This window comes from Saccharopolyspora gregorii, from assembly GCF_024734405.1.
In the GTDB taxonomy this organism is placed as follows: Bacteria; Actinomycetota; Actinomycetes; order Mycobacteriales; family Pseudonocardiaceae; genus Saccharopolyspora_C; species Saccharopolyspora_C gregorii.
Genome location: NZ_CP059556.1, coordinates 4,734,164 through 4,757,177, shown reverse-complemented (window position 1 = coordinate 4,757,177; position 23,014 = coordinate 4,734,164). Strand labels below are relative to the sequence as shown.

The window sequence follows — 23,014 nt, the reverse complement described above, 5'->3', positions numbered from 1 at the left end:
GCGGGGCTGACCTGGTCGGAGGCCGTCCCGCGACCGCCACTGTAGATCGGGCGGGCCGCGGTGGGTCCGACAGGCGGTCGCGGTGCGACCGGCCGCGCCGTACGTCCGAGCTTAGCGCTGCGCCGATCATCGCCAGCGGTTTTTCCCGCGCGGGAGCGCGTCGGCGCGGCCCGGTGGGGAAAGCGCACCGGGACGGGCCGGTGCCGGTGCGTAGGCTGGGCCGTCGCGGATCCGGGTGCGACCGGCCGCGCGGCGCCCGCCGGGCCGCCGCCGCGGGCGTGCCCGGTCGGCGTCGACCGGCAGGCGGCTGCCGGTGGGGACCGCGTTCTGCAAAGGTGGACGAGTGGGGCAACAGGTCGCGGAGCAGCAGGCGGCAACCGGTGCGGGTCCCGCCGCGGGCGGACCTCGGCGGTCGCTCGGATCGGCGCTGCCGCTGGCGCTCGGCGGCATGCTCGGCGCGGGCCTGTTCGTCGGCATCGCCCCCGCCACCCTCGCCGCCGGGCGGCTGGTGCCGCTCGCGATCCCGCTGGTGCTGGTGGCGGTCGCGTGCTGCGCGCTGGCCTCGGCGCACCAGTCCGCCAGCTACCGCGGCCCCGGCGCCGGCTACGCGTGCATCCGGGCGCGGCTCGGCGTGCTGCCCGCGCGGTTCGGCGCCGCCACCGCGCTCGCCGGGCAGGTCGCCGCCCTGGCCGCGGTCGCGGAGGTCATCGTCCAGCACGCGATGCCCGCCGCGCCGCCCGCGATCGCCGCGGCGATCGTGCTGTTCGTCGTGCTGGCCGCCACCGCGGGGCTGCGCATCCGCGGCGCCGCGGCCTGGGTGTGGCTGCTGCTCGCGCTGGTCGTGGTGGGGCTGGTCGTGGCGGTGTGCTTCGCGATCGAACCGCCCGCGGGCCTGCCGGTCGGTCCGCCGCGGGGCGACGGGGCCATCGGCATCACCGGCGCGGCCGGGGTGCTGTTCTTCGGCTTCCTCGGCTTCGAGCGGCTCACCGCCCCGGCCCACGAGCAGGACCGCTACCGCGGCAAGGTCGTGAAGTGGGCCGTGATCGCCGCGCTGGTGGTGACCGGCGCGGCGGTGCTGCTGCTGTCGGCGGCGCTGCTGCACCAGCTCGGCCCGGCCCGGCTCGCGCTGTCCGGGCAGCCGGTGCTCGACGCGATGGACGCGGCCGCGGGCGGCGGGTTGCGGCCGCTGGTCGGCACCGCGGTGGGGTTGGCGCTGTTCCCGGTGCTGCTGGGGATCCTCGAATCGCTGCGCTCCACGGCGCTCGCCGTCCAGCGCGACCAGGACCTGCCCGCGGTGCTCGGCCGGACGAGCCGCGCGGGCACCCCGTACCTGCTGGACCTGTGCGCGGGCGTCGCCGCCGCGGTGGTGGCGCTGCTGGTGCAGCCGGTCGCCGCGATGGCCTTCGCCTCCTGCTGCCTGCTGGTGCACCACGCGCTGGCCAACGCCGCCGCGCGGGTGCTGCTCGCGGACGACCAGGTGTGGCGGATGCGGTCCGCGTGCCTGGGGATGGGATTGGCCGTGATCCTGGCCATGAGCATGCCCGTCCATGCGATGCTCGGAACTCTCGTGGTGGTCATCGCGGGTCCGCTGCTGGCGGGCCTGGTCTCTCGGCGCTGGAGTTGAGGTCGGCATGCTCGAACGCGGTCCCGAACGTGGTGCTCGGCCGGACCCCGCGGACCGGTGGGAGCCCGGCTCGGACATCCTCTACCGCTTCTGGCGCCTCGACGGTTCGCTCGGCACCGTGCACCCGGCGCGGGTGCTCGACGATCGGCCGGACCGGTTGCTGTGCTGGGTGCTGCCGGGAACGCCGATCCGCATCACCACCTCGCCGGACGGGCGCACCCCGCGGGAGCTGCCGCTGCACGAGCGGTTCTCCGGCATCCGGGTCCCCGCGCTGTCGGTGTGGCGCACGACGGCCACGCTGCGGTTGGTGTTCGCCGAGCAGTGGTCCTCGGTGTGGTGGTTCTTCGAAGCCGACGGCAGCTTCCGCAACTGGTACGTGAACCTGGAGGTGCCGCTGGGGCGGGACGCCACCGGCGTCAACCGGGTGGACGGGGTGCTCGACCTGGAGGTGTTCCCCGGCGGGAAGTGGTCGTGGAAGGACGAGGACGAGCTCGCCTCCGCGCTGGCCGCCGGCCGCATCGACCAGCGGCGGCTCGACCGGCTGCGCGCGGAGGGGGAGCGGATGGCAAACCTCGCCGAACGGGAGCTGTTCCCGTTCGACGGCAGCCACTGCGACGCCCGGCCCGATCCCGGGTGGGCGCTGCCCTCGCTGCCCGCCGAGCTGGTGCGCTGAACCCGCCGATCAGGCCAGCGCGAGGAAGAAGAACAGGCCGAACACGGCGGTGAGCGCCGCCAACCCGCCGACCTGGCCACCGCGCAGGTCCTTCGGGAACAGCGTCTTGTGCTTGCCGTACCACCAGAAGCCCCACCAGGCGACGCCCGCGCCGCCGACGATCGCGCCGAACCAGCCCAGCCAGGCGTACCCCCACAGCACGAGCAGCCCGCCGCCCAGCGGCAGCAGCAGGCCGAGCGCGGCCGCGAGCGTGTCCTGCTGGACCGTCGTCGGTCCCGTCACCGGCAGGTTCTCCTGGTCACCCATGGCCTCATCATAGAGGTCCGAACGGATCACCGGTACGTCTCCGGGAAGACCGCCCGGGACGGGTTCGGGCAGCCTCCGACACTAGGAGGACCGACCGATGCCACACCGGTTTCCACTGTTCCGAGGCGCGCGATACGGTACGGGCATGACAGAACTCTCGTTCTCCCGGATTCCCAGTTCGCATCCCGCCACCGAGGCGCACCGCGCGGACGTACTGGCGAACCCCGGGTTCGGGAAGTTCTTCACCGACCACATGGCGACGGTGCGGTACTCCACCGAGCGCGGCTGGTACGACGCGAAGGTCGAGGCCTACCACCCGTTGGAGCTCGATCCGGCGACGACGGTGCTGCACTACGCGCAGGCGATCTTCGAGGGGCTGAAGGCCTACCGGCAGCCCGACGGCGCGATCTCCGCGTTCCGCCCGGAGCAGAACGCGCGCCGGTTCCAGCGCTCGGCGCAGCGCATCGCGATGCCGGAGCTGCCGGAGCAGGTGTTCCTGGACTCGCTGCGCGAGCTCGTCGACGTCGACCGCGCCTGGGTGCCGGAAGCGGGGGAGAGCTCGCTGTACCTGCGGCCGTTCATGATCTCCACCGAGGTCAGCCTCGGCGTGAACCGCCCGGCCAGCGAGTACCTGTACCTGGTGCTCGCCTCGCCCGCCGGCTCCTACTTCTCCGGTGGCGTCAAGCCGGTCACGGTGTGGCTGGGCCACGAGTACGTGCGGGCCGCGCCCGGCGGCACCGGGGCGGCGAAGTTCGCGGGCAACTACGCGGCCTCGTTCGCCGCGCAGGCGCAGGCCGTGGAGAACGGCTGCGACCAGGTGGTGTGGCTGGACGCGGTGGAGCGGCGGGCGGTCGAGGAGATGGGCGGGATGAACCTGTTCTTCGTCTTCGGCTCCGGCGCGGACGCCCGGCTGGTCACCCCGGAGCTGTCCGGCAGCCTGCTGCCCGGCGTCACCCGCTCCTCGGTGCTGGAGCTCGGAGCCGACCTGGGCCTGGCCGTCGAGGAGCGGCGGATCACCACCGACGAGTGGGAGAAGCGCGCCCGCTCCGGTGAGCTCACCGAGGTGTTCGCCTGCGGCACCGCCGCGGTGATCACCCCCGTCGGGCACGTGAAGCACCAGGACGGCGAGTTCACCGTCGCCGACGGCAAGGCCGGTGCGGTGACGATGAAGCTGCGCGAGCGGCTCACCGCCATCCAGCAGGGCACCGCGCCCGACCGGCACGGCTGGATGGTCCCGCTCGCCTGACCGAACCCCCTGCTCGGCGCCCCCTCGACCCGGCGAGATCGAGGGGGCGCCTTGCTTTCGGCCCGGGCGGGCTGTCGGTGCCCCGGCGTAGCTTCCAGTGACGTGGACCACGTCAAGGGGCGAAGATGTCGAACCGAGTGCTGCTGCTGATCGGCACCCGCAAGGGATTGTGGCTGGCGCACCGCCACCGCGGGGACTGGGAAGTCACCGGGCCGCACCTGCCGATGGCGGAGATCTACGCCGTCGCCGCCGACACCCGCGGTGCGCCCCGGCTGCTCGTCGGCGCCTCCAGCACGCACTTCGGGCCGAGCGTGGTCACCAGCGACGACCTCGGCGCCACCTGGCAGGAACCGGAGGTGGCGCCGATCGCGTTCCCCGCCGACACCGGGGTCGCGCTGGAACGGGTGTGGCAGCTCGCGCCGGGTCCCGCCGACCACCCGGAGGTCGTGCACGCGGGCGGTGAGCCGTCCGCGCTGTTCCGATCCGAAGACCGCGGGCGGACGTTCCAGCTGGTCCGCGGGCTGTGGGACCACCCGCACCGGGAGCGCTGGGAGCCCGGGTTCGGCGGGCAGGCGGTGCACACCGTGCTCGCGAACCCGCACGACCCGGACCGGGTGGTGGTGGCGATGTCGGCGGGCGGCGTCTACCGCACCGAGGACGGCGGGGACAGCTGGCAGGCGAGCAACCGGGGCATCAAGGCCTACTTCCTGCCGGACGAGTACCCGGAGTTCGGCCAGTGCGTGCACAAGATCGCCCAGCACCCCGCGGAGCCGGAGCGGTTCTTCCTGCAGAACCACCACGGCGTGTACCGCAGCGACGACGGGGCGGCAAGCTGGCGCTCCATCGCCGACGGGCTGCCCAGCGACTTCGGCTTCCCGATCGTGACCCACCCGCACCGCCCGGACGTGGTGTTCGGGTTCCCGCTGACCGCCGATGCGACGCGCTACCCGCCGGGCGGGCGCTGCCGCGTGTACCGCAGCGAGGACGCGGGGGAGACCTGGACCGGGCTGTCCGAGGGGTTGCCCGATCGCTTCTGGTCCGCGGTGATGCGCGATGCGCTGTGCACCGACGACGCCGACCCGGCCGGGGTGTACTTCGGCTCCCGCAGCGGCGAGGTGTACGCGGGCAGCGACGACGGGGACCGCTGGGAGCGGATCGCCGCGCACCTGCCCGACGTGCTCTCGCTGCGCGCGATGAGCTGGTGAGGTGGTGGCGGTGCGGGTGACGTTGGTGCTGCCGCTGCTGCTGCGCGAGCACGCGGGCGGGCGGCAGCGGCTGGAGGTCGAACCGGGGGAGGCCACGCTGGCGGGGGTGCTGGACGTGGTCGCGGCCCGGCACCCGGCGCTGGAGCGGCGGCTGCGGGACGAGAGCCGCGGGCTGCGGCGCCACGTCAACTTCTACCTCGACGGGGAGGAGTGCCGGTGGCTGGACGGCGCCGGATCGGAGGTGCGGGACGGGACCGAGGTCCGCGTCATCCCCTCGGTCGCCGGTGGTTGACGCGTCAGCCGAGCACGGAGACCGCCAGCACCAGGGTGGTGCTGAGCTCGGCGCCCGCCCCGAGCACGTCGCCGGTGATGCCGCCGAAGCGCCGCCGCACGTGCGCGGTGAACCCGAGCAGCACCGCGCAGGCCAGCAGCACCGCGACCGCCCCCGACCAGGACGCCGCGAGCGCGCCCCCGGCCAGCAGCCCGGCCCACCAGCAGGCCACCAGCCACCACGGCTGGGTCCCCGCGACCAGCGCGCCCATGCCCTCCGGTCGCGCGGCCGGCAACCCGCGGCGGCAGCAGAGCACGAACGCGCCCCGGCCCGCCGCGCACGCCAGCACCACCACCGCCCAGCGCCCGGACGCGGCGAGGTCGGCGAGCGCCGCCGCCTGCACGCCCACCGCGATGATCAGCGCGATCACCGCGAACGGGCCGGCGCCGCCGTCGCGCATCACCGCCAGCGCCCGCTCCGGCGGGCCGTAGCAGCCGAGGCCGTCGACGGTGTCGGCCAGCCCGTCCACGTGCATGCCCCGGGTGACCAGTACCAGCGCCGCCACGGTGAGCAGCCCGGCCAGCAGTCCCGGCGCGCCGAGCGCCGTCAGCGCCCACAGCAGCACCGCGCCGAATCCGCCGACCAGCGCACCCACCAGCGGGGCGAGCGCGATGGCCTGGCGGCAGGCGCGGTCGTCGACCTCGCGGGCGGGCAGCGGCAGCACCGTCAGCCAGGACACCGCCAGCAGCAGCCCGTTCACCGGGCCGCGGCCTCTCCGAGGCAGGTCACAGCTCCTGGTCCTCCGGATCGGGGCCGATGGCCTCGGCGGAGGTGGGGCCGCCGACGCCCGCCTCGCCGAACGTCGCCATCTCGGCCAGCACGCGCACCGCGGCGGACAGCACCGGCAGCGCGGTGACGGCCCCGGACCCTTCGCCGAGGCGCATCTCCAGGTCGAGGATCGGGCTCAGGTCGAGGTGTTCGAGCACCAGCGTCCCGCCCGGTTCGGCGGTGCGATGCCCGGCCAGCCACCACTGGCGGGCCCCGGGCGTGAGCTCCTCGGCGACCATCGCGGCGGCGCCGACGACGACGCCGTCCAGCAGCACCGGCGTCCGGCGCACCGCGGCCTGCGCGAGGAACCCGGCGAGCGCGGCGATGTCCGCGCCGCCGCTGGTGCGCAGCAGCGCCACCGGGTCGTCGAGCACCGGGCGGGCCCGGCGCAGCGCGTCCCGGATCGCGGCGGTCTTGCGCATCCACGCGTTGTCGTCGATCCCGGTGCCGCGCCCGACCACCGCCACCGGCTCGATGCCGGTGAGCGCGGCGATGAGCACCGCGGCCGGGGTGGTGTTGCCGATGCCCATGTCACCGGCGATGAGCAGGTCCGCGCCGGAATCGATCTCCTCGTCGGCGACGGCCTTGCCGAGTTCGACCGCGGCCCGCGCCTCGTCCGCGGTGAGCGCGTCCTCGCGGTCGATGGCCCCGGAACCGCGGCGGATCTTGCGCCCGGACACCGCGGGCGGGGTGTCGGCGTTCACCGCCACGTCCAGCACCCGCACGGTGGCGCCGTTCACCCTGGCCAGCGCGTTCACCGCGGCACCGCCGTCGAGGAAGTTGCGCACCATCTGGCCGGTGACCTCGGCGGGATAGGCGGACACGCCGTGCTCGGCGACGCCGTGGTCCCCGGCGAAGATCACCACCCGGGCGCGTTCGAAGGGGCGCGGCGGGCAACTGCCCTGGCGTCCCGCGACCCACACCCCGAGCTCTTCCAGCCTGCCGAGCGAACCGGCCGGTTTGGTCAGCTGCTCCTGCCGGGCCACCGCTTGCCGCCGCGCCTGCTCGTCCGGCGGCGGCACGGCGCCGAACCGGACCGGGGTGTTCTCGGGTGCGGTGGACAAGGGTTACCTCCGGGGTAGGGGCGGGTGGTCAGCGCAACCGGAGCGGGACCCCCGCGACGAGCAGCAGCACTGCGTCGCAGCGGTCGGCGAGCCGCGCGTTGAGCTCGCCGAGCCGGTCGCGGAAAAGTCTTCCAGAACTCGTGGCGGGCACGATTCCGAGCCCGACCTCCGCGGACACCAGCACCAGCCGGGCCGCGCAGCCGGCGACGGCCTCGGCGAGCGCGGTGCAGCGGGCCGCGACCGCGTCGAGCGCCGCCGGGTCGCGGTCCCAGGCACCCGCGTCGTCGAGCACCCCGGTCAGCCAGGTCGCGAGGTCGTCCACCAGCAGCGCGGGGCCGTCCGCGGGAGCGCCGCGCAGCAGTTCCAGCAGCGTCGCGGGGTCGCCGGCTTCGGCGGTCGTCCAGGTCGCGGGCCTGCGGGCGACGTGCGCGGCGATCCGCTCGGTCCACTCGGCGTCGCCGGGGTCGTGCCGGGAGGTCGCGACGTAGGTGACGGGCTCCTCGGCGCCGAGCAGGCCCTCCGCGTGCGCGGACTTGCCGGAGCGGGCCCCGCCGAGCACCAGGGTGCGTGCGGACGCGGCCACCGGTGCACCTCCTGCGATCGGGTGAACGACTGCGGGAACCGTACCCGGCCCGGCGGTGCGCCGGGCGGGGCCGGGTCCGCTCAGGAGCGGGTTTCCCGCGGGTCCGCGGTGACCAGGTCGCCGAGCACCTCGTCGATGCGGTCCAGCACGTCCGCGCCGAGCTCCACGCCGGAGGCCGCGACGTTGTCGGCGACCTGCTCGGGCCGGGACGCGCCGACGATCGCGGCCGAGACGTTCGGGTTCTGCAGCACCCACGCGATGGCCAGCTGCGCGGTGGACAGGCCCAGGTCGGAGGCGACCGGTTGCAGCCGCTGGACCGCGGAGAGCACGTCGTCCCGCATCCACCGCGAGATCATCTTCGCGCCGCCGCCCTCGTCGGTGGCGCGGGAGCCAGCGGGCGGCTGCTGCCCCGGCAGGTACTTGCCGGTGAGCACGCCCTGCGCGATCGGGGAGAACACGATCTGCCCGATTCCTTCGCGCTCGCTGACCGGCACCACCTGGGATTCGATGACGCGCCACAGCATCGAGTACTCCGGCTGGTTCGAGATCAGCGGCACCGACAGCTCGCGGGCCAGCTCGGCGCCGCGGGTGAGCTGTTCGGCGGTCCACTCGGAGACGCCGATGTAGAGCGCCTTGCCCTGCCGCACCAGGTCGGCGAAGGCGGTCATCGTCTCCTCCAGCGGCACCGACGGGTCGAACCGGTGGGCCTGGTAGAGGTCGACGTAGTCGGTCTGCAACCGGCGCAGCGAGGCGTTGCAGGACTCGATGATGTGCTTGCGACCGAGACCGCGATCGTTGGGGCCCTCACCGGTGGGGAAGTAGACCTTCGTGAAGATCTCCAGCCCTTCCCGGCGCTGCCCGGCCAGCGCCCGGCCGAGCACCGATTCGGCGCGGGTCCGGGCGTAGACGTCGGCGGTGTCGAAGGTGGTGATGCCCGCGTCGAGGGCGGCCCGCACGCAGGCGTGCGCGGCGTCCTCCTCGACCTGGGAGCCGTGGGTGAGCCAGTTGCCGTACGCGATCTCGCTGATGGACAGACCGCTGTTGCCGAGGCGTCGAAACTCCATGCCCGGACCCTATGCCGCGCGCGGACCCGGCGGCATCCGGCGGAATGCGGGGCGATCGAGGTCCGCCGCGGTGTCCAGCGGGGGCCGGGATCAGCCGATCTTGTGGAAGTCCTTCGGGGTGAGCCGCGGCCGCGGCACGCGCAGCCTGCGCAGCTGCATGGCCCGGGTGAACGCGTACCAGCCCAGCGACAGCGGCCGCTCGGTGGCATCCGGGAACTTCGCCCGCACCCGCTTGTTCACGGCGCGGCCCAGCAGCGTGCCCTCGAACAGCATCGTCAGCAGCAGCACCAGGCACACCAGGGTGGCGTACTGCTGCACGAGCACGTTCTGCACGAGCGTGGTCACGAACACGACCAGCACCAGCGGCATGAACATGCCCATCATGTGCCTGCGGGTGTCGACGATGTCGCGCACGTACGCGCGCACCGGCCCGCGGTCGCGCGGCATCAGGTAGCGGTCGTCGCCGGCCATCATGCGCTCGCGGCGTTCCCGCGCGGCCTTGCGGCGCTCCTCCTTGTTGCCGCGGGCGCGCTTCATCGCCTCGCGCTGCGTCTTCGGCGGCGGCGCGACCGGGCCGCGGCGGCGGGTCTCGGCCTCGCGCCGCTTCGGCGTGGGACGGCCCTTGCCGGGAGTGCGGTCGCGGGCGGGTTCCGGCGCGACCTGGGCGCTCTCGGTGGAAGCGTCGTCGGTCGCGGTCTGCTCAGCGCTGCTGCGGCGAAGGAACCTCACCCCTCCAGGGTATTCGACGCCACTCGGCCGGGCGCACGTGACCGCGTGTTCGGGGAAGCGCCGGGCCGCGCGCGTGCGGGTGCGAGGACGTTCACGTGGTTCCGCGCGCGGTCTGTGCCACCATGGAGGCTGGTAGACCAACACGACTCGCCTCCCGAGTCGCCCCTCCCCGGCGGGGAATACCTCGGGTCGGCGCCGACGTTGGACGTCACGCCGGAAGCGGACGAGCGAGACCTCTAGGGAGAGTCATGACCGCCCAGACGACGACTGAGAGCGAGGCGCCCTCGCACGGTGTCACCCTGACCGACTCCGCGGCGCAGAAGGCGAAGGCGCTGCTGGAGCAGGAGGGCCGCGATGACATGCACCTGCGCATCGCCGTCCAGCCCGGTGGCTGCGCCGGCCTGCGCTACCAGCTGTTCTTCGACGAGCGCTCGCTGGACGGCGACGCCCGGCGCGGCTTCGAGGGCCTCGACGTGGTCGTCGACCGGATGAGCGCCCCGTACGTGGAGGGCGCGGTGATCGACTTCGTGGACACCATCGAGAAGCAGGGCTTCACGATCGACAACCCGAACGCGGGCGGCTCCTGCGCCTGCGGCGACTCGTTCCACTGACCCGGACTCCGAACGGCCCGGCTCCCGCGCAGGAGCCGGGCCGTTCGCGTGCCGTCAGGGGGCCACGACGACCCGCACCTCCTCGTCGCCGAGGGCGACCAGGTCTCCCGGGGCGAGCTGGCGGCCGCGCCGGGTCTCGACCTCGTCGTTGACCAGCACCTCGCCCTCTTCCAGCAGGGCCTTCGCGTCGGCGCCGTGCTCGGCGAGGCCCGCCAGCTTCAGCAGCTGGCCCAGCCGGATGGTGCCTTCCCGGATCTCCACATCGCGCATGCCCGCATTCTCCGCCGGGGGCGCGGGGCGGTTCGCGGCCACCGGTCGCGAGTAGCGCGGGTCACGTTCCCGGCGAGGTGCGTCCGCCGCGCTCCGCGACGTTCGCGGTGACCTGCGGTGGAACGCGCGCGGCACCGCCGTTCCGGGTGAACGGGCAGGTCAGCGCTGGTGCCAATGGCGCATTGACTGGACGCGGGAAAGAACCTGTGATCGACGGGCAAGTACTCAATCGAGAAAGTTGCCCGATGCCTCTACCCGCATACGCCCTAGCGGTGGCGCTCGCCGCCACGTCCGTCGTGCCCGCGGCCGGGGCCATGACAGCTCCCGCCGCCCCCGAACCGGCCGCCGCCCCCGAACCGGCCGCCGCCCCCGAACCGGCCGCGGCACCCGTGGCCGGGCCGATCGTGCAGATGTTTCAGTGGCCCTGGGACTCCATCGCGCAGGAGTGCCGCAGCACCCTCGGACCGAAGGGCTTCGGCGCCGTCCAGGTGTCCCCGCCGCAGGAGCACGTGCGCCTCGACGGCGAGGACCACCCCTGGTACCAGGACTACCAGCCGGTGAGCTACCAGCTGGAGAGCAGGCGCGGGAACCGCGAGCAGTTCGCGGCCATGGTCTCCGCCTGCAACGACGCCGGGGTGCAGATCTACGCCGACGCGGTGGTCAACCACATGGCCGCCAGCGACGCGATCGGCAGCGCGGGCACCACGCACGAGAAGTACGTGTACCCGGGCCTGTACAGCGACGCCGACTTCCACGACTGCCGCCGCGACATCGCGAACTACGACGACAAGGACGAGGTCCGCAACTGCGAGCTCGTCGGGCTCTCCGACCTCGCGACCGAGTCGGACTACGTGCGCTCCGCCGAGCAGGCCTACCTGAACGACCTGATCAGCCTCGGCGTCTCCGGTTTCCGCGTCGACGGCGTCAAGCACATGCCGCCGGAGGACGTCGGCGCGATCTTCGGCGGGCTGGACGAGGTGCCCGGCACCGGTGCGCGGCCGTACGTGTTCCAGGAGGTCATCGCCGACCAGGCCACCTCGGCCGGGGAGTACGCCGGCAACGGAGACGTCACCGAGTTCGCCTACCACCACGAGGTCAGCGAGGCCTTCAAGAACGGTTCGCTCGCCGGTCTCGAGGACGTGGCCGACCACATGACGCTGCCCAGCGAGCAGGCCGTGGTGTTCATCGACAACCACGACACCCAGCGCAGCGAGCCGACGCTCACCTACAAGGACGGCACCGCCTACGACCTGGCGAACGCGTTCATGCTCGCCTTCCCGTACGGCACCCCGCAGCTGATCTCCGGGTTCGCCTTCGACGACCCGGACGCCGGCCCGCCCGCCGACTCCGAGGGCCGCACCAGCCCGGCGAGCTGCTCCGACCAGGCGTGGGTGTGCGAGCACGCGCGGCCGATCATCGCCGGCATGGCCGGGTTCCACCGCGAGGTGCAGGGCGCGGAGCTGACGAACTGGTGGGACGACGGGTCCGGCCGGGTCGCGTTCGGCCGCGGTGACGCCGGGTTCGTGGTGCTCAACCGCGAGGACGCGGCGATCGAGCAGCAGTCGTTCCAGACGTCGCTGCCCGCCGGGACCTACTGCGACGTGATGTCCGGTTCGCTGCAGGACGGGTCCTGCACCGGCGGCACCGCGGACGTCAACGAGGACGGCTGGCTGACGACCTCGGTGCCCGCGAACTCCGGTGTCGCGCTGCACGCCGGGGCCAAGCTGAGCTGACCCGCGCGAAGCGGAACGGCCGCTCCTTCCCGGTGGGAGGGAGCGGCCGTTCGCCGGTGTCGCGCGATCAGAGCTTGACCGGGTAGTACGGCTCCGGGACCTCGGGGGACAGCCGTCCCTCGACGAAGATGCCGTGCCAGATCATGAACACCAGCAGCGCCCACAACCGGCGGCTGTGGTCCAGCACCCCGGACCGGTGCTCCTCCAGCAGCTGCAGGATCGCGGTCTTGTTCAGCAGCCGCTCGGTCTGCGACTGCTGGATGATGTTGCGCGCCCAGTCGTGCATCTCGTCGCGCAGCCAGTGCCGGATCGGCACCGGGAAGCCCAGCTTGCGGCGGTTGAGCACGTGCGCGGGCACGACCTGCTTCATCGCCTGGCGCAGCGCGTACTTCGTGGTCTCCGGGGTGATCTTCTGGTCCAGCGGGATGCCGCTGGCGACGCGGAACACCTCGTTGTCCAGGAACGGCACCCGCAGCTCCAGCGAGTTCGCCATCGTCACCTTGTCCGCCTTGACCAGGATGTCCCCGCGCAGCCAGGTGAACAGGTCCACGTGCTGCATCCGGGTCACCGGGTCCCAGCTCGCCGAGGAGCGGTACGGCGCGGCGGTCACGTCGCGGTGCGAGACGCCCGGGTCGAAGGCCGCCATCACGGCCTTGAGCTGGTCGTCCCGGAAGATCCGCGCGTTGCCGTAGTAGCGGTCCTCCAGCGACAGCGCCCCGCGGCGCAGCAGGTCCTTGCCGCGCACTCCGTCCGGGATCGCCGTGGAGACCTTGCCCATCGCCTTGCGCAGCGTGCCCGGCACCCGCTCGAACGGCGCCAGCGACAGCGGTTCCCGGTAGATCGTGTAGCCGCCGAACAGCTCGTCGGCGCCCTCCCCGGAGAGCACCACCTTCACGTGCTGGCGGGCTTCGCGGGCGATGAACCACAGCGGCACCAGCGCCGGGTCGGCCACCGGGTCGTCCAGGTACCAGATGATCAGCGGCAGCGTCTCCATCATCTCCTCGGGGGAGACGGTGCGGATCACGTGCTTCACGCCGATCGCCGCGGCCGACTCGGCGGCCACGTCCACCTCGGAGTAGCCCTGCCGCTCGAACCCGGTGGTGAAGGTGATCAGGTTCGGGTTGTGCTCCTTGGCCAGGCAGGCGATCGCCGTCGAGTCGATGCCGCCGGACAGGAACGAGCCCACGGTGACGTCGGCGCGCATGTGCTTGGCGACCGAGTCGCGCATGACGTCGACGATCTGGTCGTGCAGCCGCCGCGCGTCCGAGTCGTTGCGCACCGGCTTCGAGGTGAAGTTCGGCACGAAGTACCGCTCGGTGACCAGCCGGCCGCCGGGGGAGACGGTGAACGAGGTGCCCGACTCGATGCGTGAGATCTGGCGGTGCATGGTCTCCGGCTCCGGCACGTACTGGAGCGTGAGGTAGTGCTGCAGCGCCTTGTGGTCGATGTCCTCACCGATGCGCAGCGTCGTCGCCAGGCTCAGCAGCGACTTCTTCTCGCTGGCGAACGCGACCCCGCCGGGCCCGGACGCGTAGTACAGCGGCTTGATCCCGAACGGGTCGCGCGCGCCGAACACCACGCGCCGCTCGCTGTCCCAGATCAGGAACGCGAACATGCCGCGCAGCCTGCCGACCATCGCCGTGCCCAGGTAGTGGTAGGCGGCGACGATCACCTCGGTGTCGCCGTCGGTGTGGAAGCGGGCGCCGTAGTGCTCGGCGAGCTCGGCGCGCAACTCCAGGTAGTTGTAGATCTCGCCGTTGAAGTTGATCGTGTAGCGGCCGGGGTTCTCCGGCGGGCCCCAGGTCAACGGCTGGTGCGAGTGCTCCAGGTCGATGATCGACAGCCGGTTGAAGCCGAAGACGACCTCACCGCCGTGCCAGGTGTCGCTCTCGTCCGGACCCCGGTGCCGTTGGCAGGGCAGGGCTTTGGCCACGGCGTCGACGGCGAAACCGGCGTTCTCTTCAGTGGGACAGACAAGTCCAAGCAGGCCGCACACGCGTCCATGCACCTCTCGCGTCGGCGATGGGTCGGGCTCCGCCCCGCGTCCCGGTCGGGGATCTCGGCGGCGGGAGTCCCAGTATGCCGGGTGTGCCGCCGCGCTGTGCAGGCGCGGTGAGCGCGGGCGCGACCGCCGGGGCCGGGCGGTTGGTTCCCCGCGCGCGGGCGCGCGAGCCGCGGGAACCGGCGCCGCCGGGCAAGTCCACCGGTTCGAGTGGTCCCGCCCGCCGATCCGATCACCGCGGCGGGCGAGGACGATCTCGGTGATGTGCAGCGCACCTCGCCACCCCGGAGCAGTATCGCGGCTACTGCTGGGCTAGGCTCCCCCGCAGCATTCCGGCCGCGGGGCATGGTGGGTGCGCGTTGTGCCCAGAACCCGCGGCGACGGTGGGAACACGCAGCGAGGAGGCGTCGCGCAGTGGGCTTTCGGATGGGGAGCTTGCGGCAGGAACGTCTGGAGGAGGGGACCCGAGTGCCACGGCTGGTCAAAGTCGCCGGGCTGGCAGGCCTGGTCGCGGTCGCGGCCACGGGCTGTTCGACCGACGAGGTCCTGAGGTTCGGCTGGCCGGAGGGCGTCACCCCGCAGGCCGAGTCCATGCGGCAGCTGTGGACCTGGTCGGTGATCGCTGCGCTGGCGGTCGGCGTCCTGGTGTGGGGCCTGATGTTCTGGACGGTCGCCTTCCACCGCAAGAAGGGCGAGGAGCTGCCTCGGCAGTTCCAGTACAACGTGCCGCTGGAGGTCATCTACACCGCGGTGCCGTTCGTGATGGTCGTGGTGCTGTTCTACTTCACCGCCACCACCCAGAACTACGTGATGGCCAAGTCGGCCGATCCGGACGAGAAGGTCAACGTCGTCTCGTTCCAGTGGAACTGGGAGTTCAACTACCCGGACCACCGCACGCCGGACGGCCAGCCGGTCCGCACCGTCGGCAGCAGCAGCGAGATCCCGCTGCTGGTGCTGCCGACCGGATCGACGATCCAGTACAACCTGAGCTCCACCGACGTCATCCACTCGTTCTTCGTCCCCGAGTTCCACTTCAAGCGGGACACCTTCCCGCACCCGGACAAGAACGACCAGGAAGCCGTCTTCGAGAACACCATCGAACGCGAGGGTTCCTTCGTCGGGCGGTGCGCCGAACTGTGCGGCACCTACCACGCGATGATGAACTTCGAGGTCCGCGCCCTGTCGCCGGACAAGTTCGACCAGTACATCAACCTGCGTACGCAGACCAACCCGGCCACCGGCCAGTACTACACCGCCGCCGAGGCGTTGTCCCAGATGAACTGCGGTGAGCTGTGCGCGCCGCGGGCGGTGACCTCGGTCCCGTTCGACACCGACCGCACGTCCGGCTTGCCGTCCACCATCGGCGGCCGGCAAGCGGGCGACTGATCCCGGCAGGGCGTAGGGCGCGAGAGTGAGGAATCCATGAAGGTCGAAGCGAAGATCTTCAACATGATCACCGGCTTCTTCTTCCTGTCGGCGATCGTCTACGGGGTGTGGTCGCACGAACCCGTGGGCACGGTGGCCCTGATCCTGGTGGGCGGGTTGTCGCTGCTGATCGGCAGCTACTTCCAGTTCGTGGCGCGACGCATCGAGCCGCGGCCGGAGGACAACCCGGACGCCGAGATCAGCGACGGTGCGGGCGAGCTGGGCTTCTTCAGCCCCGGCAGCTACTGGCCTGTCGGGCTGGCGGCGGCGGCCGCGTTCGCCGGTATCGCGCTGGCGTTCTTCCACGTGGTGCTGATCGTGATCTCGATCGGCGTGCTGCTGATCATGGTCGCGGGTCTGGTGTTCGAGTACCACACGGGCCCGAACCACGACTGAGCTCCGCGACAGCGGACCGAGGCCCCCGGAACCCCTGGTTCCGGGGGCCTCGTCGCGTCCGGGCGCGGGCGAGCGCGGCGGCGGGGGAGCCTAGGATCGGGGCGACGACGTCCCGCAGCCAGGAGGCCCTCCCGTGATCACCGCGATCGTGCTCATCCAGACCGTCGCCGACCGGCTGACCGAGGCCGCCCAGGAGGTCGCCGACATCGAGGGCGTAGCCGAGGTGTACTCCTGCGCCGGGGACGTGGACCTGATCGCGATCCTGCGGGTCGCGAACCACGAGGACATCGCCGACATCGTCCCCGGGAAGATCAACAAGGTGGCCGGGGTGCTCGACACCGACACCCACATCGCGTTCCGCTCCTACTCGCGCGAGGACACCGAGGCGACCTTCTCCATCGGCCTGGAGTGAGCCCCGCCGGGTGATCTCCGCCGAGGAGCCTCCTCCCCGGCACGACGGACCCGTCCCCGCGACGGCCGAAGGCGGGGACCGCGGGAACCCGGCTCGTGCGGGACTACCGGCCGAAGGCCGCCCAGCGGGTGAGGAGGTCGGCCGCGGCGCCGGAGTCGATGGCCCGCTCGGCGCGGGCGATGCCGGCGCGCAGCTGGACGTCCAGGTCCTCGCCGATGCCGTCGTGGGCGGCGAGGGCGCCCGCGGTGTTGAGCACCACCGCGTCCCGCACCGGGCCGCGGTCACCGGCGAGCAGCCGCCGCACCACCTCGGCGTTCACCTCGGCGTCGCCGCCGCGCAGCGCCTCGGGCGTGGTGCGCGGGACGCCCAGGTCCTCTGGGACGATGCGCTCCCGCCGGACCTGCCCGTCGCCGACGACCCAGCAGGTCGTGGTCGAGGTCGTGGTGATCTCGTCCATCCCGTCGTCCCCGGACACCAGCAGCACCGAGCTGCCGCGCGCCGCGAACACCTCCGCCATCACCGGCGCCATCCGCTGGTCCGCGCAGCCGATGAGCCCGCTGCTCGGCCGAGCCGGGTTGGTCAGCGGCCCGAGCACGTTGAACGCGGTGGGGATGCCGATCTCGCGGCGGGCACCGGCGGCGAACTTCATCGCCGGGTGGAACACCGGCGCGAAGCAGAACCCGATGCCGACCTCGGCGACGCAGTCCCGCACGCCCTCCGCGGGCAGGTCGATGGTGACGCCGAGGGTCTCCAGCACGTCGGCGGTGCCGCACTTCGACGAGGCGGCCCGGTTGCCGTGCTTGACGACCACCGCGCCGCAGGAGGCGAGCACGATCGCGGTCATCGTGGAGATGTTCACGCTGCCGGAGCGGTCCCCGCCGGTGCCGACCACGTCCACGGCCCGCCGGTCCACCTCCAGCGGCAGCGAGTGCGCGAGCATCGTGTCGGCCATGCCGCGGACCTCGGCCGCGGTCTCGCCCTTCGCGCGCAGCGCCACGACGAACGCGGCGACGCGGGCCGGGGTGGCCGCGCCGGTCATCACCAGGTCCATCGCCCACGCGGTGTCCTCGGCGGACAGGTCGTTGCCCGCCACGAGGTGTCCGAGGAGTTCCGGCCAGCTACCCGACATGGTGCCCACGATTGTTCTCCGGGAGGTTCAGGCCCGCACCGCGGGTAGCGCGGTGCGGAGCAGTTCGGCGACCGTTTCGGCGGACGACAGCGGGTCCAGCGGGTGCACCAGCACCGCGTCGGCCTGCGACCAGGTCGCCAGCCACCGGTCGTCCCGCCTGCGCACGGTGAGCACGATGGGCGGGCAGTGCGCGATCTCGTTCTTCAGCTGCCGGGACACGCCCATGCCGCCGGTGGGCTGCGCCTCGCCGTCGAGGACGACCAGGTCGGCGCGGCCCGCGTCGACCTCGCTGAGCACGTCGGCGACCGACGCCGCCTCCACGTAGGTCACCCGGGGCAGGTCCGGCGACGGGCGCCTGCCGATCGCGTTGATGATCGATTCGCGCACTTCGGCCCGGTGGCTGAAGACCAGGACGGTGGTGGTCGACGTGCTCATCAGCTGCTCCTCGCTGGCTAGGCGGTCCGCGCACTGCGTTGTGGTGACTCGGCCCGACGACGAGAGGGTGCCCTCGATGACGGTGATCTCCGGATGCTAGCCGCTCAACGGGGGTGAGCAGTACCCGCCACGAGGTCGCGGCGCGGGTGCTCAGCCGGACTGCAGCGCCACCCAGCCGACGGCGCGTCCGCCGAGCCGTTGGGCCAGTCCGGCCATCCGGGCGTTCTCCTGTGAGCAATGCAACGCGTCGAGTTTCTGCACACGCTCCGCGAACAGGGGCTCCTCGCCGGGCGCCGGTGCGGTGCCGAAGGTCGCCTGCTCCGCCTCGGGGGCGGGCCGCAACCGCCAGCCGTCCGGTTCCAGCAGTTCAGCGGCCTGTGCGACGGCTCCGGGCGGCAGCAGCAGGTGGTGGCGCAGCACGGCGGCACCCGTCTCGACCCACTCCGGGGAGCGGGCGAGGACCGCGGACGCGGCCTCCGCGTCGTCGAACGCGCTGACCACGACGATCAGGTCCGAATCGTCCCAATCCGGCGCGGCGGGCTCCCCTGACCGGGCGCGTAAGCCCAGACGGGACAAAACGCTGCGGAAATTAATCACGATGAGTTACCTCCAGGTCGCGATCCGATCACCGACGAGCCACGCCCGGGACCCGAGGGCGCAGCGGGAAAACGCACGGGACATAATGCGTCGCGTGACAACGGCAGCGCCCTCAATCAGTCAACGCGTGCACTCGCTGAACCGGCCGAACATGGTCAGCGTCGGCACCATCGTTTGGTTGGCCAGCGAGCTGATGTTCTTCGCTGGACTCTTCGCCATGTTCTTCACGGTGAAGGCGCAGAACGAGGGTGCGTGGCCACCGCCGCCCAGCGAGCTGAACATCGCATACGCCCTCCCCTTCACGGTGATCCTGGTGGCGTCCTCGTTCACCTGCCAGTGGGGTGTGTTCGCGGCCGAGCGCGGCGACGTGTTCGGCCTGCGCCGCTGGTACGTGGTGACGCTGATCATGGGCACGATCTTCGTGCTGGGGCAGGCCGGCGAGTACTACACGCTGGTCACCGCGCACCACACGACGATCGCCTCGTCGGCGTTCGGCACGGTGTTCTTCATGACGACCGGCTTCCACGGCCTGCACGTCATCGGCGGGCTCATCGCCTTCGTGTTCCTGCTCATCCGAACCAAGCTGAGCAAGTTCACCCCGGCACAGGCCATCGCGGCGATCGTCGTGTCGTACTACTGGCACTTCGTCGACATCGTCTGGATCGGACTGTTCGCCGTGATCTACCTCGTTCCGTGATCCACCGGCCCCACCGGGCCGCCACGTAACACCCCGAACCTGACAGCAAGGGTTGCCGCACTCATGACCACCATCAAGAAACGGAACCGCGCGGGATCCAAGTTCCGGCGCAGGCTCTCCGGTGTCCTCGCGCTCGGGATCGCCTTGGTCGGCGCGGGCGGGCTGTACACCGTCCTGACCCCCGAGCCGCAGACCGCGCACGCCGCGGCGGACCCGGCGTTGGTCAGGCAGGGCGAGCAGCTCTACAACAACGCGTGCATCAGCTGCCACGGCGCGAACCTGGGCGGCGTGAAGGACCGCGGCCCGAGCCTGGTCGGCGTCGGCGAGGCCGCCGTCCACTTCCAGGTCTCCTCCGGCCGCATGCCGATGGTCCGCCAGGAAGCCCAGGCGATCCGCAAGCCGGCGAAGTTCTCCCCCGAGGAGATCGACGCGATGGCCGCCTACGTGCAGACCTACGGCGGGGGCCCCGAGTCCCCGGACACCACCGGAGCCGCCGCCACCGGCGACTCCTCGCGAGGCGGTGAGCTGTTCCGGCTCAACTGCGCCTCCTGCCACAACTTCACCGGACGCGGCATCGCGATGTCGTCCGGCAAGTTCGCGCCCAGCCTCGACGCTCCCACCGAGCAGCAGATCTACGAGGCGATGCTCACCGGGCCGCAGAACATGCCGAAGTTCTCCGACCGGCAGCTCACGCCGGAGGAGAAGAAGGACATCATCGCGTACGTCAAGTCCGTGACGAACAACAACAACAACCCGGGTGGCAGCTCCCTCGGCGGCTTCGGCCCCGCCTCGGAGAGCGTCATCGCCTGGGTCGTCGGACTCGGCGCGCTGATCGGCGTCACCCTGTGGATCGGAGCCAGGGCATGAGTGCAAGTGACACCCCGCGGGACGAGGGGCACGACACCCCGAGGCGGGACTACACCGAGGCCGAACTGGCCGAGATGAGCCGCGACGAGAAGATGCGGCTGGGGCTGGCGCTGGACGGCGTCGAGCTCCTCCACTACGAGGACCCGTTCCCGGTGGAGAACACCCGCGCCGAGAAGCGGGCGGAGCGCGCGGTCGCGGCCTGGTTCGCGCTCGCCGGCCTCTCCGCGATCGCGTTCATCGCGGTGTTCGTGTTCTGGCCCTGGGGCTACGTGACCCCGCAGCAGGGCGGTCGCGAGTACTTCCTCTACAACCTGTACACGCCGCTGGTCGGCCTGTTCCTCGGTCTCTCGATCTTCGCGATCGGGGTGGGCGTGGTGCTCTACGCCAAGAAGCTCATCCCGCACGAGGTCGCGATCCAGCAGCGCCACGACGGGCACGGCTCCGAAGAGGTCGACCGGCAGACGACCACCGCGATCCTCGCCGACACCGGCGTGCGCAGCGGTTTCGCCCGGCGTTCCATGATCCAGCGCACGCTCGCCTTCAGCGGTGCCGTGCTCGGCCTGGGCACCGGCGTCATCGCCATCGGCGGCTTCATCCGCAACCCGTGGGCGACCGAGGGACCCGACTCCCTCAAGCACACGGCGTGGATGAAGGAGGGCGACGAGAAGGTCTACCTGCGGCGCGACACCGGCGACCCGCACGACGTGTCGCTGCTGCGCCCGGAGGACATCGACGCGGGCGGCTTCGAGACGGTCTTCCCGTTCCGCGAGTCCGACCGCGAGGACGAGCACAAGCTCGTCTCGGTGCTGCGCCGCAGCGACGCCCCGGTGATGCTCATCCGGCTCCGGCCGGGCAGCGCTCCGATCAAGCGCAAGGGCCAGGAGGACTTCAACTACGGCGACTACTACGCTTACTCGAAGGTGTGCACCCACGTGGGCTGCCCGACCTCGCTGTTCGAGCAGCAGACCGGTCGCCTGCTCTGCCCGTGCCACCAGTCGCAGTTCGACGTGGTCAACACTTACGCCAAGCCGGTCTTCGGTCCGGCCACCCGTTCCCTGCCGCAGCTACCGATCACGGTGGATGAAGAGGGATATTTCGTGGCCAGGCACGACTTCATCGAGCCGGTCGGCCCAGCGTACTGGGAGCGCAACTCATGAGTTCGATCACGACGCCCACCAAACCGGAGAGCAAGCTCTACCGGAAGGCGGCCTCCGCGGCCGACGAGGCGGACAAGCGCTACAACATGGCGCCGGGCATCCGCCGCCAGTTGAACAAGGTCTTCCCGACGCACTGGTCGTTCCTGCTCGGCGAGATCGCGCTCTACACCTTCATCATCCTGATCCTGACCGGGATCTACCTCACGATGTTCTTCGACCCCTCCATGGAGGAGGTCACCTACGACGGGGTGTTCCGGAACCTGCAGGACGTCGAGATGTCCAAGGCGTTCGCGAGCACCCTCGACATCTCGTTCGAGGTCCGCGGCGGCCTGTTCATCCGGCAGCTGCACCACTGGGCGGCGCTGCTGTTCGTGGCCGGGATGATGGCCCACATGTTCCGGATCTTCTTCACCGGTGCGTTCCGGCGCCCGCGTGAGGGGAACTGGGTCATCGGCTCGCTGCTGCTGATTCTGGGCATGTTCGAGGGCTTCTTCGGCTACTCGCTGCCGGACGACCTGCTCTCCGGTACCGGCGTCCGCGCCACCATGTCCGGCATCGTGCTGTCCATCCCGGTGCTCGGCACCTGGATGCACTGGGCGCTGTTCGGCGGGGAGTTCCCCGGCACGGAGATCATCCCGCGGCTGTACATCCTGCACGTGCTGGTGCTGCCCGGGATCATGCTCGGCCTGGTCGCGGCGCACCTCGCGCTGGTCTGGTACCAGAAGCACACGCAGTTCCCCGGGCCGAAGCGCAAGGAGTCGAACGTCGTCGGCATCCGCATCATGCCGACCTTCGCGCTCAAGAGCGGTGCGTTCTTCGCGCTGACCACCGGCATCCTGGCGATCATGAGCGGTGTCTTCCAGATCAACGCGATCTGGAACCTCGGGCCGTACATCGGCTCGCAGGTCTCCGCCGCCTCGCAGCCGGACTGGTACCTGATGTGGGCGGACGGCATCCTGCGGATCTGGCCGGCCTGGGAGCTCTACATCGGGCCGTACACGGTGCCGCCGGTGTTCTTCTGCGGTGCGCTGGGCATGGGCATCATGTTCACGCTGCTCATCGCGTACCCGATGATCGAGCGCAAGCTCAGCGGGGACGACGCGCACCACAACCTGCTGCAGCGTCCGCGGGACAACCCGGTACGCACGAGCCTCGGCATGATGGCACTGGCGTTCTTCGGCGTGCTGATGGTGTCCGGCATGAACGACGTGATCGCGTTCGAGCTGAACATCTCGCTGAACGCGATGACGTGGGGCGGCCGCATCGGCCTGCTGCTGCTGCCGCCGCTGGCCTACTGGGTGACCTACCGGATCTGCCTGGGCCTGCAGCGCTCGGACCGCGAGGTGCTGGAGCACGGCGTGGAGACCGGCATCATCAAGCGGCTGCCGCACGGCGAGTTCATCGAGGTGCACCAGCCGCTCGGCCCGGTCGACTCGCACGGCCACCCCGAGGAGCTGCCGTACCAGGGCGCTTCGGTGCCGAAGAAGATGAACAAGCTCGGTGCCGCGGGCACCCCCGTCGAGGGCAGCTGGCTCAAGCCGGACCCGGCGGAGGAGACCGAGGCGCTGGCGCGGGCGCGCGCCGAGAACGAGCGCCTGGCGCACGAGGAGCGGGAGCAGCGCGAGCTGGTCTCCGGCGGGAAGCCGCAGCAGCCCTCCGAGTGAGCCGCACGCACGGCTGAACGGCCCGG

At 71.7% G+C, this 23,014-nt stretch carries 25 protein-coding genes; 14 read left to right on the top strand and 11 right to left on the bottom strand.

All coding sequences use genetic code 11. The annotated features are described in order from the left end of the window. The first annotated feature begins 343 nt into the window (after positions 1-343). Together H1226_RS20705 and H1226_RS20700 are read left to right on the top strand one after the other, a co-directional pair. Entirely contained in the window at positions 344-1,624 is a 1,281-nt protein-coding gene (locus H1226_RS20705; protein WP_258342146.1) for an APC family permease, read from the top strand. A gap of 7 nt (positions 1,625-1,631) precedes the next feature. After that, positions 1,632-2,297, top strand: coding sequence for a DUF402 domain-containing protein (locus H1226_RS20700; protein WP_258342145.1), 666 nt, complete (start codon positions 1,632-1,634; stop codon positions 2,295-2,297). Positions 2,298-2,306: 9 nt separating this feature from the next. Here the strand turns inward: H1226_RS20700 and H1226_RS20695 are convergent, their stop codons facing one another. Further along, positions 2,307-2,603, bottom strand: coding sequence for a hypothetical protein (locus tag H1226_RS20695; protein ID WP_224955298.1), 297 nt, complete (start codon positions 2,601-2,603; stop codon positions 2,307-2,309). Between the two features lie 145 nt (positions 2,604-2,748). Between H1226_RS20695 and H1226_RS20690 the strand changes: the two genes are divergently transcribed. The 3 genes from H1226_RS20690 (at position 2,749) to H1226_RS20680 (ending at position 5,346) form a co-directional block, all read left to right on the top strand. Then, positions 2,749-3,849 carry a branched-chain amino acid aminotransferase gene (locus H1226_RS20690; RefSeq protein WP_258342144.1) on the top strand — a complete coding sequence of 367 codons (1,101 nt, stop codon included), beginning with the start codon at positions 2,749-2,751 and terminating at the stop codon, positions 3,847-3,849. 125 nt (positions 3,850-3,974) lie between these two features. After that, entirely contained in the window at positions 3,975-5,054 is a 1,080-nt protein-coding gene (locus H1226_RS20685) for a WD40/YVTN/BNR-like repeat-containing protein (protein ID WP_258342143.1), read from the top strand. Between the two features lie 10 nt (positions 5,055-5,064). Next, positions 5,065-5,346: a MoaD/ThiS family protein gene (locus H1226_RS20680; protein ID WP_224955301.1), complete on the top strand. Its 282-nt coding sequence runs from the start codon at positions 5,065-5,067 to the stop codon at positions 5,344-5,346. Positions 5,347-5,350: 4 nt separating this feature from the next. On the opposite strand, the gene H1226_RS20675 is transcribed toward H1226_RS20680, so the two are convergent. The 5 genes from H1226_RS20675 to H1226_RS20655 all read right to left on the bottom strand — a co-directional run bounded on the left by H1226_RS20675 (position 5,351) and on the right by H1226_RS20655 (position 9,593). Continuing rightward, positions 5,351-6,085, bottom strand: coding sequence for an adenosylcobinamide-GDP ribazoletransferase (locus H1226_RS20675; protein WP_258342141.1), 735 nt, complete (start codon positions 6,083-6,085; stop codon positions 5,351-5,353). Between the two features lie 25 nt (positions 6,086-6,110). Next, positions 6,111-7,217: a nicotinate-nucleotide--dimethylbenzimidazole phosphoribosyltransferase gene (gene cobT, locus H1226_RS20670; protein WP_258342140.1), complete on the bottom strand. Its 1,107-nt coding sequence runs from the start codon at positions 7,215-7,217 to the stop codon at positions 6,111-6,113. Positions 7,218-7,245: 28 nt separating this feature from the next. Then, a complete protein-coding gene (locus tag H1226_RS20665; protein ID WP_258342139.1) occupies positions 7,246-7,800 on the bottom strand; it encodes a bifunctional adenosylcobinamide kinase/adenosylcobinamide-phosphate guanylyltransferase in 555 nt (184 codons plus the stop codon). An 80-nt stretch (positions 7,801-7,880) separates the two neighbouring features. Next, positions 7,881-8,864 carry an aldo/keto reductase family protein gene (locus tag H1226_RS20660; RefSeq protein WP_258342138.1) on the bottom strand — a complete coding sequence of 328 codons (984 nt, stop codon included), beginning with the start codon at positions 8,862-8,864 and terminating at the stop codon, positions 7,881-7,883. A 90-nt stretch (positions 8,865-8,954) separates the two neighbouring features. Continuing rightward, positions 8,955-9,593, bottom strand: coding sequence for a DUF3043 domain-containing protein (locus H1226_RS20655; protein ID WP_258342137.1), 639 nt, complete (start codon positions 9,591-9,593; stop codon positions 8,955-8,957). 248 nt (positions 9,594-9,841) lie between these two features. Here H1226_RS20655 and H1226_RS20650 point away from each other — a divergent pair, with 248 nt between their 5' ends. Further along, positions 9,842-10,204 (top strand): HesB/IscA family protein, encoded by a 363-nt coding sequence (locus H1226_RS20650; protein ID WP_224955307.1) that lies wholly within the window; start codon positions 9,842-9,844, stop codon positions 10,202-10,204. Between the two features lie 54 nt (positions 10,205-10,258). On the opposite strand, the gene H1226_RS20645 is transcribed toward H1226_RS20650, so the two are convergent. Beyond that, entirely contained in the window at positions 10,259-10,474 is a 216-nt protein-coding gene (locus H1226_RS20645; RefSeq protein ID WP_225044074.1) for an RNA-binding S4 domain-containing protein, read from the bottom strand. Between the two features lie 245 nt (positions 10,475-10,719). On the opposite strand from H1226_RS20645, the gene H1226_RS20640 reads away from it, so the two are divergent. Next, positions 10,720-12,207, top strand: a complete 1,488-nt coding sequence (locus H1226_RS20640; protein ID WP_258342136.1) for an alpha-amylase — start codon at positions 10,720-10,722, stop codon at positions 12,205-12,207. 67 nt (positions 12,208-12,274) lie between these two features. Here H1226_RS20640 and asnB read toward each other — a convergent pair whose 3' ends face one another. Next, entirely contained in the window at positions 12,275-14,203 is a 1,929-nt protein-coding gene (gene asnB, locus H1226_RS20635; protein WP_224955310.1) for an asparagine synthase (glutamine-hydrolyzing), read from the bottom strand. Positions 14,204-14,635: 432 nt separating this feature from the next. Between asnB and ctaC the strand changes: the two genes are divergently transcribed. From ctaC to H1226_RS20620, 3 genes are all read left to right on the top strand, one after another. Continuing rightward, the gene (gene ctaC, locus H1226_RS20630) at positions 14,636-15,595 is read left to right on the top strand and encodes an aa3-type cytochrome oxidase subunit II (protein WP_224955356.1); all 960 of its coding nucleotides are present in this window, start codon (positions 14,636-14,638) and stop codon (positions 15,593-15,595) included. Between the two features lie 36 nt (positions 15,596-15,631). Next, complete coding sequence (locus tag H1226_RS20625) at positions 15,632-16,030, top strand: cytochrome c oxidase subunit 4 (protein WP_224955311.1); 399 nt, start codon at positions 15,632-15,634, stop codon at positions 16,028-16,030. Positions 16,031-16,163: 133 nt separating this feature from the next. Next, a complete protein-coding gene (locus tag H1226_RS20620; RefSeq protein WP_224955312.1) occupies positions 16,164-16,442 on the top strand; it encodes an Lrp/AsnC family transcriptional regulator in 279 nt (92 codons plus the stop codon). Positions 16,443-16,545: 103 nt separating this feature from the next. Here the strand turns inward: H1226_RS20620 and trpD are convergent, their stop codons facing one another. From trpD to H1226_RS20605, 3 genes are all read right to left on the bottom strand, one after another. After that, entirely contained in the window at positions 16,546-17,571 is a 1,026-nt protein-coding gene (gene trpD, locus H1226_RS20615) for an anthranilate phosphoribosyltransferase (protein WP_224955357.1), read from the bottom strand. A 27-nt stretch (positions 17,572-17,598) separates the two neighbouring features. Then, complete coding sequence (locus tag H1226_RS20610; RefSeq protein ID WP_224955313.1) at positions 17,599-18,006, bottom strand: response regulator; 408 nt, start codon at positions 18,004-18,006, stop codon at positions 17,599-17,601. Positions 18,007-18,156: 150 nt separating this feature from the next. Then, positions 18,157-18,573 carry a hypothetical protein gene (locus H1226_RS20605; protein WP_258349468.1) on the bottom strand — a complete coding sequence of 139 codons (417 nt, stop codon included), beginning with the start codon at positions 18,571-18,573 and terminating at the stop codon, positions 18,157-18,159. Between the two features lie 115 nt (positions 18,574-18,688). On the opposite strand from H1226_RS20605, the gene ctaE reads away from it, so the two are divergent. The 4 genes from ctaE to qcrB all read left to right on the top strand — a co-directional run bounded on the left by ctaE (position 18,689) and on the right by qcrB (position 22,988). Next, positions 18,689-19,300: an aa3-type cytochrome oxidase subunit III gene (gene ctaE, locus H1226_RS20600; RefSeq protein ID WP_224966987.1), complete on the top strand. Its 612-nt coding sequence runs from the start codon at positions 18,689-18,691 to the stop codon at positions 19,298-19,300. 63 nt (positions 19,301-19,363) lie between these two features. Then, entirely contained in the window at positions 19,364-20,167 is an 804-nt protein-coding gene (qcrC, locus tag H1226_RS20595) for a cytochrome bc1 complex diheme cytochrome c subunit (RefSeq protein WP_224955314.1), read from the top strand. After that, entirely contained in the window at positions 20,164-21,324 is a 1,161-nt protein-coding gene (gene qcrA / locus H1226_RS20590; RefSeq protein ID WP_258342135.1) for a cytochrome bc1 complex Rieske iron-sulfur subunit, read from the top strand. Before qcrC ends, qcrA begins: the two co-directional genes overlap by 4 nt. Continuing rightward, positions 21,321-22,988, top strand: coding sequence for a cytochrome bc1 complex cytochrome b subunit (gene qcrB, locus H1226_RS20585; RefSeq protein ID WP_304612899.1), 1,668 nt, complete (start codon positions 21,321-21,323; stop codon positions 22,986-22,988). Before qcrA ends, qcrB begins: the two co-directional genes overlap by 4 nt. The last annotated feature ends 26 nt before the right edge of the window (positions 22,989-23,014 follow it).

Bases quoted from the DNA above. Each gene is read 5' to 3' on its own strand.
- H1226_RS20700 (WP_258342145.1), top strand. From the start codon at position 1,632: ATGCTCGAACGCGGTCCCGAACGTGGTGCTCGGCCGGACCCCGCGGAC.
- H1226_RS20695 (WP_224955298.1), bottom strand. From the start codon at position 2,603: ATGGGTGACCAGGAGAACCTGCCGGTGACGGGACCGACGACGGTCCAG.
- H1226_RS20660 (WP_258342138.1), bottom strand. From the start codon at position 8,864: ATGGAGTTTCGACGCCTCGGCAACAGCGGTCTGTCCATCAGCGAGATC.
- H1226_RS20690 (WP_258342144.1), top strand. From the start codon at position 2,749: ATGACAGAACTCTCGTTCTCCCGGATTCCCAGTTCGCATCCCGCCACC.
- qcrB (WP_304612899.1), top strand. From the start codon at position 21,321: ATGAGTTCGATCACGACGCCCACCAAACCGGAGAGCAAGCTCTACCGG.
- ctaE (WP_224966987.1), top strand. From the start codon at position 18,689: ATGCGTCGCGTGACAACGGCAGCGCCCTCAATCAGTCAACGCGTGCAC.
- H1226_RS20685 (WP_258342143.1), top strand. From the start codon at position 3,975: ATGTCGAACCGAGTGCTGCTGCTGATCGGCACCCGCAAGGGATTGTGG.
- qcrC (WP_224955314.1), top strand. From the start codon at position 19,364: ATGACCACCATCAAGAAACGGAACCGCGCGGGATCCAAGTTCCGGCGC.
- ctaC (WP_224955356.1), top strand. From the start codon at position 14,636: ATGGGGAGCTTGCGGCAGGAACGTCTGGAGGAGGGGACCCGAGTGCCA.
- H1226_RS20640 (WP_258342136.1), top strand. From the start codon at position 10,720: ATGCCTCTACCCGCATACGCCCTAGCGGTGGCGCTCGCCGCCACGTCC.
- qcrA (WP_258342135.1), top strand. From the start codon at position 20,164: ATGAGTGCAAGTGACACCCCGCGGGACGAGGGGCACGACACCCCGAGG.
- H1226_RS20645 (WP_225044074.1), bottom strand. From the start codon at position 10,474: ATGCGCGATGTGGAGATCCGGGAAGGCACCATCCGGCTGGGCCAGCTG.
- H1226_RS20650 (WP_224955307.1), top strand. From the start codon at position 9,842: ATGACCGCCCAGACGACGACTGAGAGCGAGGCGCCCTCGCACGGTGTC.
- trpD (WP_224955357.1), bottom strand. From the start codon at position 17,571: ATGTCGGGTAGCTGGCCGGAACTCCTCGGACACCTCGTGGCGGGCAAC.
- H1226_RS20625 (WP_224955311.1), top strand. From the start codon at position 15,632: ATGAAGGTCGAAGCGAAGATCTTCAACATGATCACCGGCTTCTTCTTC.
- H1226_RS20610 (WP_224955313.1), bottom strand. From the start codon at position 18,006: ATGAGCACGTCGACCACCACCGTCCTGGTCTTCAGCCACCGGGCCGAA.